Annotated in this window: 14 protein-coding genes; 9 read left to right on the top strand and 5 right to left on the bottom strand. The window is 66.6% G+C overall.

Translation table 11 applies throughout. From position 1 onward, the window contains the following. Positions 1 to 22: 22 nt before the first annotated feature. Positions 23 to 1,360, top strand: coding sequence for an AarF/ABC1/UbiB kinase family protein (locus KIT25_09815; protein ID UYN97199.1), 1,338 nt, complete (start codon positions 23 to 25; stop codon positions 1,358 to 1,360). A gap of 4 nt (positions 1,361 to 1,364) precedes the next feature. Here the strand turns inward: KIT25_09815 and KIT25_09820 are convergent, their stop codons facing one another. Together KIT25_09820 and KIT25_09825 are read right to left on the bottom strand one after the other, a co-directional pair. Beyond that, on the bottom strand, positions 1,365 to 1,766 hold the full coding sequence (locus KIT25_09820; GenBank protein ID UYN97200.1) for a hypothetical protein: 402 nt from the start codon (positions 1,764 to 1,766) through the stop codon (positions 1,365 to 1,367). A 17-nt stretch (positions 1,767 to 1,783) separates the two neighbouring features. Next, on the bottom strand, positions 1,784 to 3,412 hold the full coding sequence (locus tag KIT25_09825; protein UYN97201.1) for a hypothetical protein: 1,629 nt from the start codon (positions 3,410 to 3,412) through the stop codon (positions 1,784 to 1,786). A gap of 40 nt (positions 3,413 to 3,452) precedes the next feature. Between KIT25_09825 and KIT25_09830 the strand changes: the two genes are divergently transcribed. After that, a complete protein-coding gene (locus KIT25_09830) occupies positions 3,453 to 4,106 on the top strand; it encodes a YdcF family protein (GenBank protein UYN97202.1) in 654 nt (217 codons plus the stop codon). Here the strand turns inward: KIT25_09830 and KIT25_09835 are convergent. Then, positions 4,081 to 5,076, bottom strand: coding sequence for a 2-hydroxyacid dehydrogenase (locus KIT25_09835; protein ID UYN97203.1), 996 nt, complete (start codon positions 5,074 to 5,076; stop codon positions 4,081 to 4,083). The two genes, KIT25_09830 and KIT25_09835, sit on opposite strands and share 26 nt — an antisense overlap. A gap of 143 nt (positions 5,077 to 5,219) precedes the next feature. Here KIT25_09835 and KIT25_09840 point away from each other — a divergent pair, with 143 nt between their 5' ends. The 5 genes from KIT25_09840 to KIT25_09860 all read left to right on the top strand — a co-directional run bounded on the left by KIT25_09840 (position 5,220) and on the right by KIT25_09860 (position 9,950). Then, on the top strand, positions 5,220 to 6,368 hold the full coding sequence (locus tag KIT25_09840; GenBank protein ID UYN97204.1) for a Re/Si-specific NAD(P)(+) transhydrogenase subunit alpha: 1,149 nt from the start codon (positions 5,220 to 5,222) through the stop codon (positions 6,366 to 6,368). A 9-nt stretch (positions 6,369 to 6,377) separates the two neighbouring features. Further along, positions 6,378 to 6,803, top strand: coding sequence for an NAD(P) transhydrogenase subunit alpha (locus tag KIT25_09845; protein ID UYN97205.1), 426 nt, complete (start codon positions 6,378 to 6,380; stop codon positions 6,801 to 6,803). 18 nt (positions 6,804 to 6,821) lie between these two features. Further along, on the top strand, positions 6,822 to 8,231 hold the full coding sequence (locus KIT25_09850) for an NAD(P)(+) transhydrogenase (Re/Si-specific) subunit beta (GenBank protein UYN97206.1): 1,410 nt from the start codon (positions 6,822 to 6,824) through the stop codon (positions 8,229 to 8,231). Between the two features lie 110 nt (positions 8,232 to 8,341). Continuing rightward, a complete protein-coding gene (locus tag KIT25_09855; protein UYN97207.1) occupies positions 8,342 to 9,340 on the top strand; it encodes a glutathione S-transferase C-terminal domain-containing protein in 999 nt (332 codons plus the stop codon). 1 nt (position 9,341) lies between these two features. Continuing rightward, a complete protein-coding gene (locus tag KIT25_09860) occupies positions 9,342 to 9,950 on the top strand; it encodes an HAD family hydrolase (protein ID UYN97208.1) in 609 nt (202 codons plus the stop codon). A 16-nt stretch (positions 9,951 to 9,966) separates the two neighbouring features. Here the strand turns inward: KIT25_09860 and KIT25_09865 are convergent, their stop codons facing one another. Beyond that, positions 9,967 to 10,731, bottom strand: a complete 765-nt coding sequence (locus KIT25_09865; protein UYN97209.1) for a hypothetical protein — start codon at positions 10,729 to 10,731, stop codon at positions 9,967 to 9,969. Between the two features lie 244 nt (positions 10,732 to 10,975). Further along, entirely contained in the window at positions 10,976 to 12,484 is a 1,509-nt protein-coding gene (locus KIT25_09870; GenBank protein ID UYN97210.1) for an amidohydrolase, read from the bottom strand. A gap of 55 nt (positions 12,485 to 12,539) precedes the next feature. Here KIT25_09870 and KIT25_09875 point away from each other — a divergent pair, with 55 nt between their 5' ends. Further along, complete coding sequence (locus tag KIT25_09875; protein ID UYN97211.1) at positions 12,540 to 13,688, top strand: amidohydrolase; 1,149 nt, start codon at positions 12,540 to 12,542, stop codon at positions 13,686 to 13,688. After that, a complete protein-coding gene (locus tag KIT25_09880) occupies positions 13,688 to 14,608 on the top strand; it encodes an NADP-dependent oxidoreductase (GenBank protein ID UYN97212.1) in 921 nt (306 codons plus the stop codon). The genes KIT25_09875 and KIT25_09880 overlap by 1 nt, the downstream gene beginning before the upstream one ends. Positions 14,609 to 14,823 lie beyond the last annotated feature (215 nt).

Below are 14,823 nucleotides of genomic sequence, written 5' to 3' on the forward strand. Positions count from 1 at the left end.
CCAATCCAGTGGCGACTTCAGCATGAATCACGACGAGGGCGATTCTCTCGGCGGCCGGTTGGGTCGCTATGCCAAGGTGGGCGCGTCGGTTGGTGGACTGGCGGCCCGGCTGGCAGGGCAGCGCTATCTCGGCTTTTCGCTCGACCGCGAGCGCCATGCCGCGGAACTGCGCGCCGCGCTGGGCGGGCTGAAGGGCCCGCTGATGAAGGCCGCCCAGCTCATCGCCACCATTCCCGACGCGTTGCCGCCGGAATATGCGCGGGAGTTGGCACAGCTCCAGGCCGACGCCCCGGCCATGGGCTGGGCTTTCGTGCGCCGTCGCATGGCAACCGAGCTGGGACCGGACTGGCGGGAGAGGTTCGCGCGCTTCGACAAGGAGGCTTCGTTCGCGGCGTCGCTCGGTCAGGTCCATCGCTCCGTACTGCATGACGGGCGCGAGGTCGCCTGCAAGCTGCAGTATCCCGACATGGCGTCGGCCATGGAGGCCGACCTCAACCAGCTCAAGCTGGTGTTCGCCGTCGGCCAGCGCTTCGACCCGGCGATCCGCACCGACGAGATCCACGCCGAGATCACCGAGCGCCTGCGCGAAGAGCTCGACTATCGTCGCGAAGCCCGGCACGTCGCGCTCTACCGGCACCTGTTGCGCGACGAGACCGCCGTGCACGTGCCCGAGGTCGTAGCGGAGCTGTCGACCGATCGCCTGCTCACCATGACATGGCTGAGCGGCGAGCGTTTGCTCGACTGGAAGCAGAGGCCGCAGGAGGAGAAGGACCGGCTGGCAGCGAACATGTTTCGCGCCTGGTATGTGCCGTTCTATTTTTCCGGCGTCATCCACGGCGATCCGCATCTCGGCAACTACACCGTCCGGTCCTCGGCCGAGGTGAACCTCATGGATTTCGGCTGCATCAGGATCTTTCCGCCGCGTTTCGTACGCGGCTCGATCGAGCTCTACCGCGCCCTGATGACCGACGACATGGACCGTGCCGTGTCGGCCTACGAGGACTGGGGCTTCAGCGGCCTCACGCGCGAGGCGATCGCCGTGCTCAATCGCTGGGCGGCCTTCCTCTACGGTCCCCTGATGGACGACCGCGCGCGGCGCCTGACCGAGGGTATCGCCGAAGGCTATGGGCGGGAAATGGCGCAAGACGTGTTCGCCGAGCTGCGGCGCATGGGCGGGGTGCGGCCGCCGCGTGAGTTCGTGTTCATGGATCGCGCCGCGATCGGCCTCGGCGCCGTCTTCATTCATCTGCGCGCCAGCATCAATTGGCATCGGATGTTCGAGGAGCTGATCGCCGATTTCGATCTGGACGCTCTCGGTGCACGGCAGGCAGAAGCGCTAGCTGTCGCCGGTCTGGCATGAGCACTCAGACGCGCATCAGGGCGGCTCGCAGCACCAGCAGCAGATAGGCGGCGCCGAGCAGCAGGCCGGCGAGGAAGATGGAGTGGCCGGCCAGAACGCCCAGTACGGCCCACCAGACGAGCAGCGCGGCCGGCGCGATCAGCAGCACGCTCCACGCCGCCGAGGAGGCCGCTCGGCCCCGATTCCAGGCCAGCAGCGACACGGCTCGATATTCGCGCAGGGCGAACCAGACGAACCCGAAGAGGACCGGCGCGCCGAGCACGGGCCACCGGACGAAGTCGACGATGGCCGCGGTCAATTCCTCGTCGCCTGCCGAGAGCGATCCGGCGCGACGCAGCTCCACGAGCGAATGGCCGTAGAAGACCGGTGCTGCCAGCCAGAGCAGGATGGCCAGACTCCAGACCATCCACTTCTCCTTCGGCATCACCCGCGGACCTTCGGCATCATGATCAAGTCCCACGGACTCGGCACGTCACCATGCGGCACCCAGACGAGCGCCGGTGCGTCGAGCGCGAAAGCCTTGTGTAGCGCGACCTCAAGCTGCCGGGCGTCGGTCGCCTTGAAGGACGCGACGCCGAAACTGTCGGCCAGCCTGCAGAAGTCGGGGTTCTGCAGGTCGGAGGCGATGAGGCGGTTGCCGTAGCGTTCCTGCTGGATGCGCTTGACGTTGCCGAAGGCGCCGTTGTCGAACACCACGACGACCACGGCGAGGTTGTGGCGGGCGGCGGTGGCGAGTTCGCCGATCTGATAGAGGAAGCCGCCGTCCCCCGCGATCGCCAGCACTTTGCGCCCGGGCATCGCGGCTTTCGCGCCGAGCGCGGTGCCGAAGCCCCACCCGAGATTGTCCTGGTATCCCGGCGACAGGAAGGTGCGTGGCTTCTCGATGGGCAGCGCCACGCGCGAGGCGAAGCCGATCTGGCTGACCTCGTCGACGAAGATGCCGTCCTCCGGCAGGGCAGAGCGGATCGCTTTGAGGAAACTCGTTTGCGGCTCTAAATGCGACAGGCGCTCGGCGAGCCACGTGCGATGCGTGCCCAGTTCGCCGGCCCGTGAAGGGCGCTTGCGATTGTGCCGGGGCAGGGCGGCGATCAGCGCGCGCAGTTGCGGCGCCGCGTCGCCCACGATGGCCGCGTCGGGCTTGCGGAAGCGCTCGTGCTCGTCGGGGTCGATGTCGAGTCGCACGACCTTGAGCCCGGCATCGACGCCCCACTGGCTGTTCTGGACGAAGAAGCGCGTGCCGATCGCCAGCACGGCGTCGGTGTCCTTCCACAGCCGATGACCGATCGGCATGTCGACGGCCAGCCGGTGCGAGCTCGGGATGACGCCGCGGCCACGGCGATACGAACAGACCGGCGCCTCGAGCATTTCGGCCAGCGTCGCCACCTCGGCGGAGGCGTCGAGCGCGCCGCCCCCCAGCACGAGCATCGGCCGCTCCGCCTGGCCCAGGATCCTGGCGGCCGTTTCTATGGCTTCGTCGTCGATCGGGTCCGGCGGCGGGGGCGACGGTGGAGCGTCCGGCAGCGCGACGTCCGCGCGCTTGGCCCAGGTATCGAGCGCACATTCCAGCGCGACTGGACGCGGCCGTCCCGTGGTCGCCTGCCGGATCGCCTGGCTGACCAGAGACGGAGCCTCCTGTGGGCTGCGGATGCGCTCGGCCCACTTGGTGATGTGTCGCATCAGACCGAGTTGGTCATGGATCTCGTGCAGATGGCCGTGGCCGCGATCGATGTCGACCTGCGGGATCTGCCCGACCAGCGCCAGCACCGGCGCGTTCATGCCGTAGGCCGTGAGCAACGCCGCGCCGGCGTTCAGCAAGCCGGGACCGGGCACCACGGCAAAGGCTTGCGGCCGACCCGTCGCCAGCGCCGCGCCGAGCGCCATGTAGGCCGCGGTCTGCTCGTGCCGCGGATGGAGGACGCGCAGCCTGTCGGCGGCATGGTAGAAGGCGTCGAACAGCGGATCGTTGTGCAGGCCGGGCAGGGCATAGACCGTGTCCAGGCCATGGCGCAGGAGAGTGTGGACGGTGGCTTCGGCGGTACTGAGACGGGGCATTCGGACGACACCTCCGGCGGGACAGCCCGGTCTATAGCACATGCGTCTCGCGCTCTACGCTCTGCTCGCGCTCGGGGGCATCGCATCGTGCGCCGCGTTGCTGGCGTGGTTTGCCGAGCGCAGCCTGTTGCGCGAGGCCGATGCTCGGTCGACGGCCGATCTCGCACAAGTCGCGCCAGTTGAGGTCGCGCTCGTGCTCGGAACGGCGCCCATCGGTCCCGAAGGTGGCCCCAATCGGTATCTGGTCTATCGGCTCGACGCCGCCGCGGCGCTGTGGCACGCCGGCAAGGTACGCTTCCTTCTCGTGAGCGGCAATCGCGAGGGCAGCTACGACGAGCCGACGGCAATGCGCGTCGGCTTGATCGCACGCGGCGTGCCCGCGGCCGCCATCTACCGCGACTTCGCGGGCTATCGGACGCGCGATTCGATCCTGCGCGCCCGCGATGTCTTCGGGCTTGGGGAATTCATCGTCGTCTCGCAGCGCTTCCACGTCGGCCGCGCCCTGTTCATCGCGCGGCACGAGGGTATCGGCGCCAGCGGATTCGACGCCCGCGACGTCGTCCGGCCGCACAGCATGCTCACCGAACTGCGGCGATATCCATCGGCCTTGATCGCCTATCTGGAAGTGCTGTCGCGGCGGCGGCCGCACGAAACAGGGCGGAAGGTGTCTATCGGAGTCGACCCGCCGGATTGAGCGCCATGTCGCGCAATTCCGGAAGCGGTGAGACCACGGGCTTGCCGGCGAAATGGGCGTCGAGATTCTGTCGCACCAAGGCGGTCATGCGCCGTTGCGCATGCTCGGTGCCGCCGCCGAAGTGCGGCGTCATGACCAGATTGTCGAGTGGTAACAACTCGGTGCCCTCGTAGGGCTCCTCGTCGAACACGTCGAGGGCGGCACCTTCGATGACGTTGTTGCGCAGGGCCTCGGCGAGATCCGCCTCGTCGACGGCCCATCCCCGGGAGATGTTCACGACGTGGCCGCGCGGCCCCAGCGCGGTCAGCACGGCCGCGTTGATGATATGCCGGTTCGACGCGTCGGAGCGCAGACAGACCATCAGGTAGTCGCACCAGGTCGCCAACTCCATCACGTTGGCGAAGTAGGGGTAGTCGACGTCGCTCCGCGGGCGGCGGTTGCAGTAGCCGATTTCGACATCGAAACCCTTGAGCCGCCTGGCCACTTCCATGCCAATCGCACCGAGTCCCAGGATGCCGACTTTGCCGCCGGTCAGGCCCGCGATGACACCGAAGCGATTGGGGATACGCTTGGTCCAATCGCCGCGCCGTATCATCTTGTCGGCGCGCACGATGCGCCGCGTCGACGCGAGCAGGATGGCGACCGCCATCTCGGCGACGTCCGGCGCATTGGCGTCGGCGCCGTGGGTGACCATGACGTTCCGTTGGCGCGCCGCCTCAAGATCGATCCGTTCGTAGCCCGTGCCGTAGCAACAGACCAGCGACAGGCGCGGCAACGCCGCCATCAGCCTGTCGGAAACGCCGACGCTCCCGGTCGTCACCAGAGCTTGCACATGCTCAGCCGTCCCAGATGGAATGAAGGCCGGATCCGGTTTGTCCATGTGGCCGAGGATGTCGTAGCGCTCGGCGAAGGTGGCGAGGGTCGTCTTGGTAAAGTGAAAGCCGGTGAGGATTGCGGGACGGTCGGCCATGCCCGGCCCTAACACGCAAACCGCATCGGCGTAAATCAATCCTTGTCACGCGGCGAAAATGCGGCTTGCAAACAGCCGAGTGCTGTGCATCGTGCCCGCACGACCGGATCCAGCGCCTACATCGACCCATCGGCAAACGCTCCATGAAAATTGCAATTCTCAAAGAACGCAGGCCTCACGAGACTCGCGTGGCCGCGACGCCCGACACCGTCAAGAAACTGAAGGCTTTGGGCGCGGAAGTTACGATCGAATCGGGAGCGGGGACGGCGGCAGCCTACACCGATCGGGCCTACATGGAGGCCGGGGCAAGCATCGTGCCAGACGCGGCGACGGCCGTGGCGGCGGGCGACATCGTTTTCAAGATTCAGCGCCCGATGATGGCGGACGAGGGCCTCGACGAGCTCGGCCTCCTGCGGCAGGGCCAGATGCTGATGTCGCCGCTCGGTGCACTCACCAACAAGGAACTCGTGCAGGCGTTGGCAGCGCGCGGCGTGACGACCTTCGCGCTCGAACTGATTCCGCGTATCACCCGCGCCCAGTCGATGGACATCCTGTCATCGCAGGCGAACCTCGCCGGCTACAAGGCGGTGCTGCTGGCGGCCAATACCTTCGGCCGCATTTTCCCGCAGATGATGACGCCGGCGGGCACGCTCGCTCCGGCGCGCGCCTTCATCATGGGTGTCGGCGTCGCCGGCCTGCAGGCGATTGCCACGGCGCGTCGGCTGGGCGCCGTCGTGTCGGCCACCGACGTGCGGCCTGCGACCAAGGAACAGGTCCAGTCGCTCGGCGGCAAGTTCGTCGCTGTCGAGGACGAGGAGTTCAAGGCGGCAGAGACGGCGGGCGGCTACGCCAAGCAGATGAGCCCGGAATACCAGGCCAAACAAGCCGCACTGGTCGCCGAGCACATCAAGGTGCAAGACATCGTCGTCACCACGGCGCTGATCCCGGGGCGCAAGGCGCCGATGCTGGTCAGCGAGGATATGGTGAAGACCATGAAGCCGGGCTCGGTCATCGTCGACATGGCGGTCGAGCAGGGCGGCAACTGCCCGCTGTCGGAATACGGCAGGACGGTCGAGAAGCACGGCGTGAAGATCGTCGGACCGGCCAACCTGCCGGCCGAGCTGCCGACCGACGCCTCGGCGCTGTTCGCGCGCAATCTGCTGAACTTCATCACGCCCATGGTCGACAAGGAAACCAGGGCGCTGAAAGTCGACGTCGAGGATGAGGTCGTGAAGGGGACGCTGGTGACCCGGGACGGCCAGATCGTGCATCCCTCGCTGGCCTCGAACTAGGAGCAGGCAATGAACGACCAACTCGCCGGCGAGGCAGCGAAGCTCGCGACGCAGGCCCAGGATCTTGCCAGCCAACTCAAGGGCGTGGCGCAGCGGATCACCGACATGGCTGCCCAGGGTGGCGCGGCGTTGCCCGACGGTCATATGCCGTTCGTCGCCCTGCTGACCATCTTCGCGCTGGCTTGCTTCGTCGGCTACTACGTGGTGTGGCGGGTGACGCCGGCGCTGCACTCGCCGCTGATGGCCGTCACCAACGCGGTGTCGTCGGTCATCATCGTCGGCGCCCTGCTGGCGGCCGGGCTCAAGGGCCTTGGTGCGGCGCAGTTCTTCGGCGCCATCGCCGTGGCGCTGGCCGCGGTCAACATCTTTGGCGGCTTCATCGTCACACATCGCATGCTGTCGATGTTCAAGAAGAAGCAACCGGTCAAGAAGTAGGGGCGGGGGAAGAGCGGGATGATCACCCATGAAATAGCCGCCTACGGCTACCTGATCGCGGCGATCTGCTTCATCATGGCGTTGCGCGGGCTGAGCTCGCCCGTGACCTCGCGGCAGGGCAACCTCTACGGCATCGTCGGCATGGTGATCGCGATCGGCGTCACCGTGGCCTCGCCGGGCGTGGTTTCACCCTGGCTGATCGTGATCGGCCTGATCGTCGGCGGCGCGATTGGCACGATCGTGGCGATGCGCATCCAGATGACGGCGCTGCCCCAGCTCGTGGCGGCCTTCCATTCGCTGGTCGGCCTCGCCGCGGTCTTCGTGGCCGCGGCGGCGTTCATTTCGCCTGACGCCTTCGGCATCGGCGCGCCGGGCAAGATCAAGGTGCAAAGCCTGATCGAGATGGGCTTGGGCACCATTATCGGCGCCATCACCTTCACCGGCTCCATCGTCGCCTTCGCCAAGCTGCAGGGTCTGGTGTCCGGATCGCCGCTCGTCTTTCGCGGCCAGCATCCGCTCAACGCCCTGATCGGCGTCGCACTGGTGCTGCTGCTGGTGTGGTTCGCCATGCGCGGTCATCCCATGACTTTCGTGCTGCTGATCGTGCTGTCGCTGGCGCTGGGCTTCCTGCTGATCCTGCCGATCGGCGGCGCCGACATGCCGGTCGTGGTGTCGATGTTGAACTCCTATTCGGGCTGGGCGGCGGCCGGCATCGGCTTCACGCTCGGCAACACTGCGCTGATCGTCACCGGCGCTCTGGTCGGCTCCTCGGGCGCCATCCTGAGCTACATCATGTGCAAGGGCATGAACCGCTCGATCTTCAACGTGATCCTGGGCGGCTTCGGCACCGACAGCAGCGCGGCCGGCCCGGCCGGTGCCAAGACCGACAAGCCCGTCAAGGCGGGTTCGGCCGAGGACGCGGCCTTCCTGATGAAGAACGCGAGCTCCGTCATCATCGTGCCGGGCTACGGCATGGCGGTCGCCCAGGCCCAGCACGCGCTGCGCGAGATGGCCGACATCCTGAAGAAGGACGGCGTCAACGTGCGCTACGCCATCCATCCCGTCGCCGGCCGCATGCCGGGCCACATGAACGTGCTGCTCGCCGAGGCCAACGTACCCTACGACGAAGTGTTCGAGCTCGACGACATCAACCGCGATTTCGCCTCGACCGACGTCGCCTTCGTGATCGGCGCCAACGACGTCACCAACCCGGCGGCCAAGACCGATCCCAAGAGCCCGATCTACGGCATGCCCATCCTCGACGTGGAGCGGGCGCAAACCGTGCTGTTCGTGAAGCGCGGCATGGCCTCGGGCTATGCCGGCGTCGACAACGAGCTGTTCTTCCGCGACAACACCATGATGTTGTTCGCCGACGCCAAGGTGATGTGCGAGAACATCGTGAAGTCGCTGGAAGGCTCGGCGCATTAGGACATGTTGGTCATCCCGACGCCCCTTCGGGCGGCGCAGCCGCCCTCAGGACAAGCTCCGGCCGAGGGCGGCCAGGAAAGGTCCGACGCGCTACACCCGGGATGACACCGATGGCCCTCTACATCCTCCACGGCATCAACCCGTCGCCCTATTCGGTGAAGATGCGGGCGATCCTGCGCTATCGCCGCATTCCGTTCGTGTGGAGCGGCAGCGGCAACCCGCGTGACGTCGCGGTGGCGGCGGGGCTGCCGCCGGTGATTCCGGTGCTGACCTTCCCGGATGGCCGGGCGATGAACGATTCCACGCCGCTCGCCTATGTGCTCGAGAGCGAGCATCGCGAACGCTCGATCGTCCCGGACGATCCGGCGCTCGCCTATCTCAGCGACCTGCTCGAGGATTTCGGCGACGAGTGGGTCACCAAGATCATGTTCCATTACCGCTGGTACTATGCGGCAGACCGCGCCTTCGCGCAGGACTGGGTGGTGACGTCGCGCGATCCGGTGATGCCGGCGGCCGAGCGCAAGGCGGCCATGCAGGCCTTCAACGATCGCCAGGTCGGCCGCATGGCGATGGTCGGCTGCACCGAGCAGAACCGGCCGATCATCGAGGACAGCTACCGCTTCATTCTCGACGCGCTGGATCGGCACGTGCGGACGACACCGTTCCTGTTCGGCTCGCGGCCGTCGCTCGCCGATTTCGGGCTGTTCGGCCAGCTGCAGATCCTGTCCGTCGACCCGACGCCGATGGCCGAGATGCGCACGCGCGCGCCCGACGTCTATTACTGGCTTCTGCGCCTCGACGACGCTTCGGGCGTGGAAGGCGCGTGGATGGACGCGAAGGCGCCATTGCCCGAGACCGTGACGGCGCTGCTGAAGCACTGCGCCGAGACCTACCTGCCGTTCCTCGCCGCCAACACGCGCGCGCTGCAGCAAGGGGTGAGCGACGTCGCGCTCGACATCCTCGGCAAGCCCTATGCCCAGGCGCCGTTCCGCTATCAGGGCAAGTGCCACGACGCACTGCGCAAGAAGCTCGCGGCGTTGCCAGCCGACGCCCACAAGCGACTCGATCCGGTGCTCGAGCAAACGGGCTGCATTCGCTATCTGATGTGACATGACATACCGGGCCGTCCTGTTCGATGTCGGCGGTCCGATCGACATGGAGTTCGCCTGGGAGATCGCCGTCGACGGTGCCATCGCGGCCGCGTGCGGCATGGAAGGCATTCGCGTCGACCAGACAATGATCGAGGAGGCGTCCGACAGGGCGGTCGCTGCCTTCGCCGCCGACGCCTACGGCCACATGATCGAGATCCTGTGCGGCGATCCCGCCACGGTCGCCCGGGTGCGCCACCGTGTCGAGACGATGACGGGCCAGCTCGACGCCTTCCAGCTCCGGCCCGACATCGACAGGCTGCTGCGGCAACTGCGCCAGCCTCCTGTACTGGTGCTGGGTGCGCTGAACGCACCATGGGATCGGCTGGAGCGGGAAGGGCTGGCCAGTCTGTTCGTTCGCGATGTCGACCTGCCGCCAGTTGAGTGCATCCTGGTCGGCGACCGGCTCGATCGCGACATTGCCCCGGCGAAAGCCAGGGGCATGAGGACCATCCAGTTCCGCACCGGCCGCTGGCGCAAGCAGCGCCCGCGCAACGATGTGGAGACACCGGACGAAGTCGTCACCGACGTCGCCGAGCTCGAGGCCGCGATCCGGGCATTGGCCGGCTGAGGCTGCATCAACCGCGCTAATCCAGCAGTTCCCGGCAGTCGAGATCCTCGGCGGCGAGGTGGATGCGTGCCAGATGCAGCCACCAGACCACTGGCGGAATGCCGTCGGCGTGCTGCCAGGCCGGCATCATGGTCGCCCACAGCACCGAGAGCCGGTAGTCGTCCCGCAAAGCACGCCGGTCGTAGTCCGTCACTCCTCGCGCCGTCAGCTCGGCGTGATAGACGTCGAGCAAATGCGTCTCGCGACGATGCCTGAGGTCGGGGTGCCAGTGCAGCGCCATCTGATAGGCAAGGTCGCCTGTCGACCACCCGATCCGCCAGGCGTCCCGGTCGAAGAGCCTGGGGCCGCCTGCCATGCCAGGCTTTGGCAACAGGCAATTCCAGTGATGCGCGTCGCCGTGCACGATGGTCATGTGGCGGCGGGAGTGGTAGCGTTGGGAAAGCGCAGGTGCACGCTCGATCAGCCGCTCGTAGAAGGCAAGATGGTCGGGCGACAGGCGATCGCCCAGCCTGTCGGAAAGCTTCGCCATCGCCTGGGCCATGTTCTTCTGCCCTTGCGGCAGCTCCGAGGGATTTGCCCAGGTTCCAATCGATTTGCCGAGCTCGCGATGGTCCCACCAGCTCGCGTGGAAGCGAGCGAAGGCGCACACGATCGATTCGCAGTCGGACAGGGTTGGCGGAAGAGGCCAGACGGAAGCCAATGCATGCGTATCCTGGAGATCCTCGAGCAGGATGTGCCAGTCGCCGCTTGCCTCGTCCCACCGGGTATCGTGGCACGACACCAGCACATCTGCCGCCGAGGCCGGCGCCAGCGTGCGGTAGAATGCGACCTCGCGATGGCCGGGGCCGCGGCGCCCGTCGAGGCGACGGGTCTTGAGGAACAGGGTCGGCGGCCCGGGTTCGCCGTCATAGACGAGCTTCAGGCCCCAGATGTGAGAGAGGATTGTCGGACTGGATGATTCGACCGTGACGGTCCTGACGTTGCGGCCGAGGATCTCGCCGAGTCGCCGCGCATCGAGAGGGGAATCAGTGACTGTGATGGCTCGCTCCGTAGCGGTGGATGTGCAGGGGCGCCTTGGCGAGACCGGGGCAGAAGGTGCCGACGACGTTCTCCAGCCGGTCGTAGAGCTTCTTCGCCTGGCCGGCAAGCGGCGCGCGGCGGGCCCGTGAGGCTTCGGCCTGCGCCGCCAGCTTGGCGAGATCGACGGTCAGCAGCTTGCGGTTCTCGACCACAATGCGGCCGCCGATCATCACCGAATGCACGGCGGTGCCGTCCTCGGTGTGCACGATCTGGTTCACCGGATCGTTGGTCGGGATCCAGTTGATGTGGTGCAGGTCGAGGAAAACGATGTCGGCCTTGTAGCCCGGAGCGATCCGGCCGATCTGCTTCTCCAGGCCGAGCGCGCGGGCGCTGCCTTCGGTGGCGGCGCGCAGCGCCTCGTCGGTGGTGAGCCAGCGCTGCCAATCCGGACCCTGCACCTTGGAGACCAGCGAGGCGAGCCGCATCGCTTCGTACATGTTGAGGTTGTCGGAGCAGTTGGCGCCGTCGGTGCCGACCCCGACATTGACCCTGCGCTCGATCATGCGGCGCACATCGGCCATGCCGCTGCCCAGCCGCATGTTGGAGCCAGGATTGTGCGCGACCGAGGCGCCGCGGTCGCCCAGCCGCTTCATGTCCTCGTCGTCGAGCCAGACGCCGTGCGCCACCGTGAAGCGCTCGTTGATCAGCCCGAGCTGCTCCATGTGCGCGGCGAGCGAGGTGCCGTAGCGCTTGTAGCCCGCGATCACCTGCACCTTCGATTCAGCGACGTGGCTGTGGATGCCGACGTCGAATTCGCGGGCGAGATCGCGGCAGGCGACCAGGAAATCGTCGCTACAGTGATGGGGGATGGTCGGGGCCACGGCCATCGAGACCCGGTCGAAGGACCATTTCTGCAGGGCCTTCCGCATCTGGCGGGTCGTCGCCTTCCAGGGCGCGTAGCGGAAGCTTTCGACGTCCTTCTGCAACGACGGCGAGAGGCGTTCCATCAGTCCGGGAATGGCATCGAAGAAGGTGATGTCGGCGACCATTGGCGCCAGCACGGCGCGCATGCCGACATCCTCGTACGCCCTGGCCATCGCAGACAGACCTTCGACCGACGGCAAGGGGAACTCGGCGGCGAGGTCATAGGCCGCGGTGCAGCCTTTCAGCACCATCTCGGCGGCGCCGATCTGGGTAGCGAGATACTTGTCCTCCAGCGTGCGGCCGGTGCCTATCCATTGGCTGGCTGTCAGCAGTAGCTCCAGCGACCAGCGGTCGCCCAGGCCCTTGCCGAGGTTGCCCGGTCCGTGGGTGTGGGCGTTGATCAATCCGGGGTGCATCAGCCTGTGACGGGCGTCGACCACCGTCGCGCCGGCCGGCGCGGCGAAGCCGGGGCGACCGATCTCGGCGATCGCGTCGCCTTTGATCAGGATGTCGGCGGGGGTGGCGGTTCGCTTGGCGATGTCGAGCAGGCGGCCGCCGCGGATGATGGTGTGTTGAGCTTTTCTGGCCATGGTGGACAGCGTCGCAAACTCGGTGCCAGATGTCTCGTCCCGTGGAGGCCATGGCATGCAGCACAAGCTCATTTCCGGCGACAACCACATCGATCTGACCTACTGCCCGGCCGACCTCTGGTCGTCTCAGGCACCAGCCAGGTGGAAGAAGAACGCCCCGCGCGTCGAGGAGCGCAACGACGGTCAGCACTGGTTCGTCGACGACAAGGACCGTGGCATGTGGAACGGCGTCGGTCCGGGCTTCCTGCCCTACACCAAGGGGTCGTTCGGGCATGTCGACGAGATGAAGGAGGCCGGGTTCGTGTGGGACAGCTATCCCGGCGCCCAGCCGCGGCCGACGACACCCGAGCTGCGCATCGCCGATCTCGACCGCGACGGCCTCGACAAGGAGATCATCTATGGCTGCCTGATGGTCAACGATCTGATCGAGGACGCCGAGCTGCGCGTGTGGGTCAACGCGCGCTACAACGACTGGGCCGCCGACTTTTCCCGGCGCGCCGATCCCGACCGCATCTTCCCGCTCGCCATCATTCCCAACACCGATCCGACCGCCGCGGCCGCCGAAGTGCGGCGCTGCGCGAAAATGGGACTGAAAGGGGGCGATCTCGCCTTCAAGCGCATGAGCCTGCCGCTCTGGCACAAGGACTGGTTCCAGCTCTGGGAGGCCTCGGCCGAGTGCCGCTTTCCGATCTCCTTCCACTCCACAGGGTTCAAGGCGTTGCGCGCGCCCGACACGCCGGAAATGGAGAAGGAATACATGGTCCAGCACCGGCTGGTGCGTTCGGCGCTGTTCCAGCTCGACACCATGGAGGTGCTCGTTTCGGTGCTCGCCTCGGGCGCCTGCGAGAAGTACCCGGACTTCAATTTCGTGTTGGGCGAGTCGGGCGTGACCTGGTTGCCCTACGTGTTCGATCGCCTCGACACCGAATACCACGACCGCGCGCGCAGCCTGGGTTTCAAGATGAAGCCGAGTGACTATTTTCGCCGCCAGGGCTTCGTCACCTACCAGCAGGACAAGTACCTCGAGCCGATCGTGCCGCTGATCGGCGAGGACAACATCATCTGGGGTGCCGACTACCCGCACCCCGATTGCATCTGGCCGAACTCGCGCGAGACGCTGGCGAAGAACCTCGCCGGCTTCTCGGAACCGGTGCAGAAGAAGATCGTCCACGACAATGTGGCCCGCCTTTACGGACTGAACTGATGAAAGCCGCTTACATCGACGAATTCGGCAGCCCGGACGTCCTGAAGTACGGCGATCTGCCCGACCCGGTCGCCGGTCCGGGCCAGGTCGTGGTCGACACCGTGGCCGCGAGCGTGAACGGGGCCGACCCGAAGGTCTGTGCCGGCGAGTACAAGCAGGTGACGTTTCCGGTGGTCCTGGGCCGGGACTTCTCCGGTGTCGTGAGCGCGGTCGGCTCGAGCGTCGCGGATCTCGAGGTGGGCGACGAGGTGTTCGGCGTGCTGGAGACCGGTCGCGACGGCACCTACTGCGAGAAGATCGCGGTCGGTGCCGCGGTCGTGGCCAAGAAGCCCAAGGCGCTGTCGCATACCGACGCCGCGGGCCTGGCGCTGATCGGGCTCACGGCGATCTGCGCGATCGAACAGTCCATCAAGCTCGCACGCGGCGAGACGATCCTGATCCAGGGCGGGGCTGGCGGCGTGGCGAGCTTTGCCATCCAGCTCGCCAAGCACATCGGCGCGCGCGTGATCTCGACCGCGAGCGCCGGCAACCTCGACTATGTGAAGAGCCTCGGCGCCGACCGGGTGATCGACTACAACGAGGCCGATTTCACCAAGGTGGTCGGCAACCTGAATGCGGTGTTCGATACCGTGGGCGGCGATGTCGCCCTGCGCTCGTTCAAGGTCCTGAAGCCCGGCGGGCGTGCGGCTTTCATCGCCTCCGGCCCCCAGGCACCCACGCCCGACCGCGCCGACGTGACGGCGCTCCGGCCAGCCGTCCCGCGCACGCGCGCGCACATGGAGCGCATTGTGGAGCTCTACACCAAGGGCGCCATCAAGCCGCCGCCGGTCACGCTCTTCAAACTGTCGGATGCCGCCGAGGCGGTGAGGATCAGCGCGGCGCGGCATCTCAAGGGCAAGCTCGTCTTCAAGTTGCGCTGAACGGTCAATCGCCCTTGGTGAGAGAGTCGTCGGCACGGCGCCGTCTGGCGATACCGACGAGCTTGTCTCCACGTATGATTGTATGTGTAATGTGGTTGGCCATACCCGAAGTTTCGCATTGAAGGCCAGAGGGGCGATCTAACTCCTAGATGACGCTGGTACGGTGTCGTTCCTGTCATGAAGAGATCAAGGCGAGATACAGGAAGTGCCCCCAC

It is taken from the genome of Enhydrobacter sp., from assembly GCA_025808875.1.
Classification (GTDB): domain Bacteria; phylum Pseudomonadota; class Alphaproteobacteria; order Reyranellales; family Reyranellaceae; genus Reyranella.

What these genes read in the sequence shown, in the direction of transcription:
- KIT25_09820 (UYN97200.1), bottom strand. Translation starts at nt 1,766, where the DNA reads ATGGTCTGGAGTCTGGCCATCCTGCTCTGGCTGGCAGCACCGGTCTTC.
- KIT25_09860 (UYN97208.1), top strand. Translation starts at nt 9,342, where the DNA reads ATGACATACCGGGCCGTCCTGTTCGATGTCGGCGGTCCGATCGACATG.
- KIT25_09840 (UYN97204.1), top strand. Translation starts at nt 5,220, where the DNA reads ATGAAAATTGCAATTCTCAAAGAACGCAGGCCTCACGAGACTCGCGTG.
- KIT25_09835 (UYN97203.1), bottom strand. Translation starts at nt 5,076, where the DNA reads ATGGCCGACCGTCCCGCAATCCTCACCGGCTTTCACTTTACCAAGACG.
- KIT25_09870 (UYN97210.1), bottom strand. Translation starts at nt 12,484, where the DNA reads ATGGCCAGAAAAGCTCAACACACCATCATCCGCGGCGGCCGCCTGCTC.
- KIT25_09855 (UYN97207.1), top strand. Translation starts at nt 8,342, where the DNA reads ATGGCCCTCTACATCCTCCACGGCATCAACCCGTCGCCCTATTCGGTG.
- KIT25_09845 (UYN97205.1), top strand. Translation starts at nt 6,378, where the DNA reads ATGAACGACCAACTCGCCGGCGAGGCAGCGAAGCTCGCGACGCAGGCC.
- KIT25_09880 (UYN97212.1), top strand. Translation starts at nt 13,688, where the DNA reads ATGAAAGCCGCTTACATCGACGAATTCGGCAGCCCGGACGTCCTGAAG.
- KIT25_09850 (UYN97206.1), top strand. Translation starts at nt 6,822, where the DNA reads ATGATCACCCATGAAATAGCCGCCTACGGCTACCTGATCGCGGCGATC.
- KIT25_09815 (UYN97199.1), top strand. Translation starts at nt 23, where the DNA reads ATGAATCACGACGAGGGCGATTCTCTCGGCGGCCGGTTGGGTCGCTAT.
- KIT25_09875 (UYN97211.1), top strand. Translation starts at nt 12,540, where the DNA reads ATGCAGCACAAGCTCATTTCCGGCGACAACCACATCGATCTGACCTAC.
- KIT25_09830 (UYN97202.1), top strand. Translation starts at nt 3,453, where the DNA reads ATGCGTCTCGCGCTCTACGCTCTGCTCGCGCTCGGGGGCATCGCATCG.
- KIT25_09825 (UYN97201.1), bottom strand. Translation starts at nt 3,412, where the DNA reads ATGCCCCGTCTCAGTACCGCCGAAGCCACCGTCCACACTCTCCTGCGC.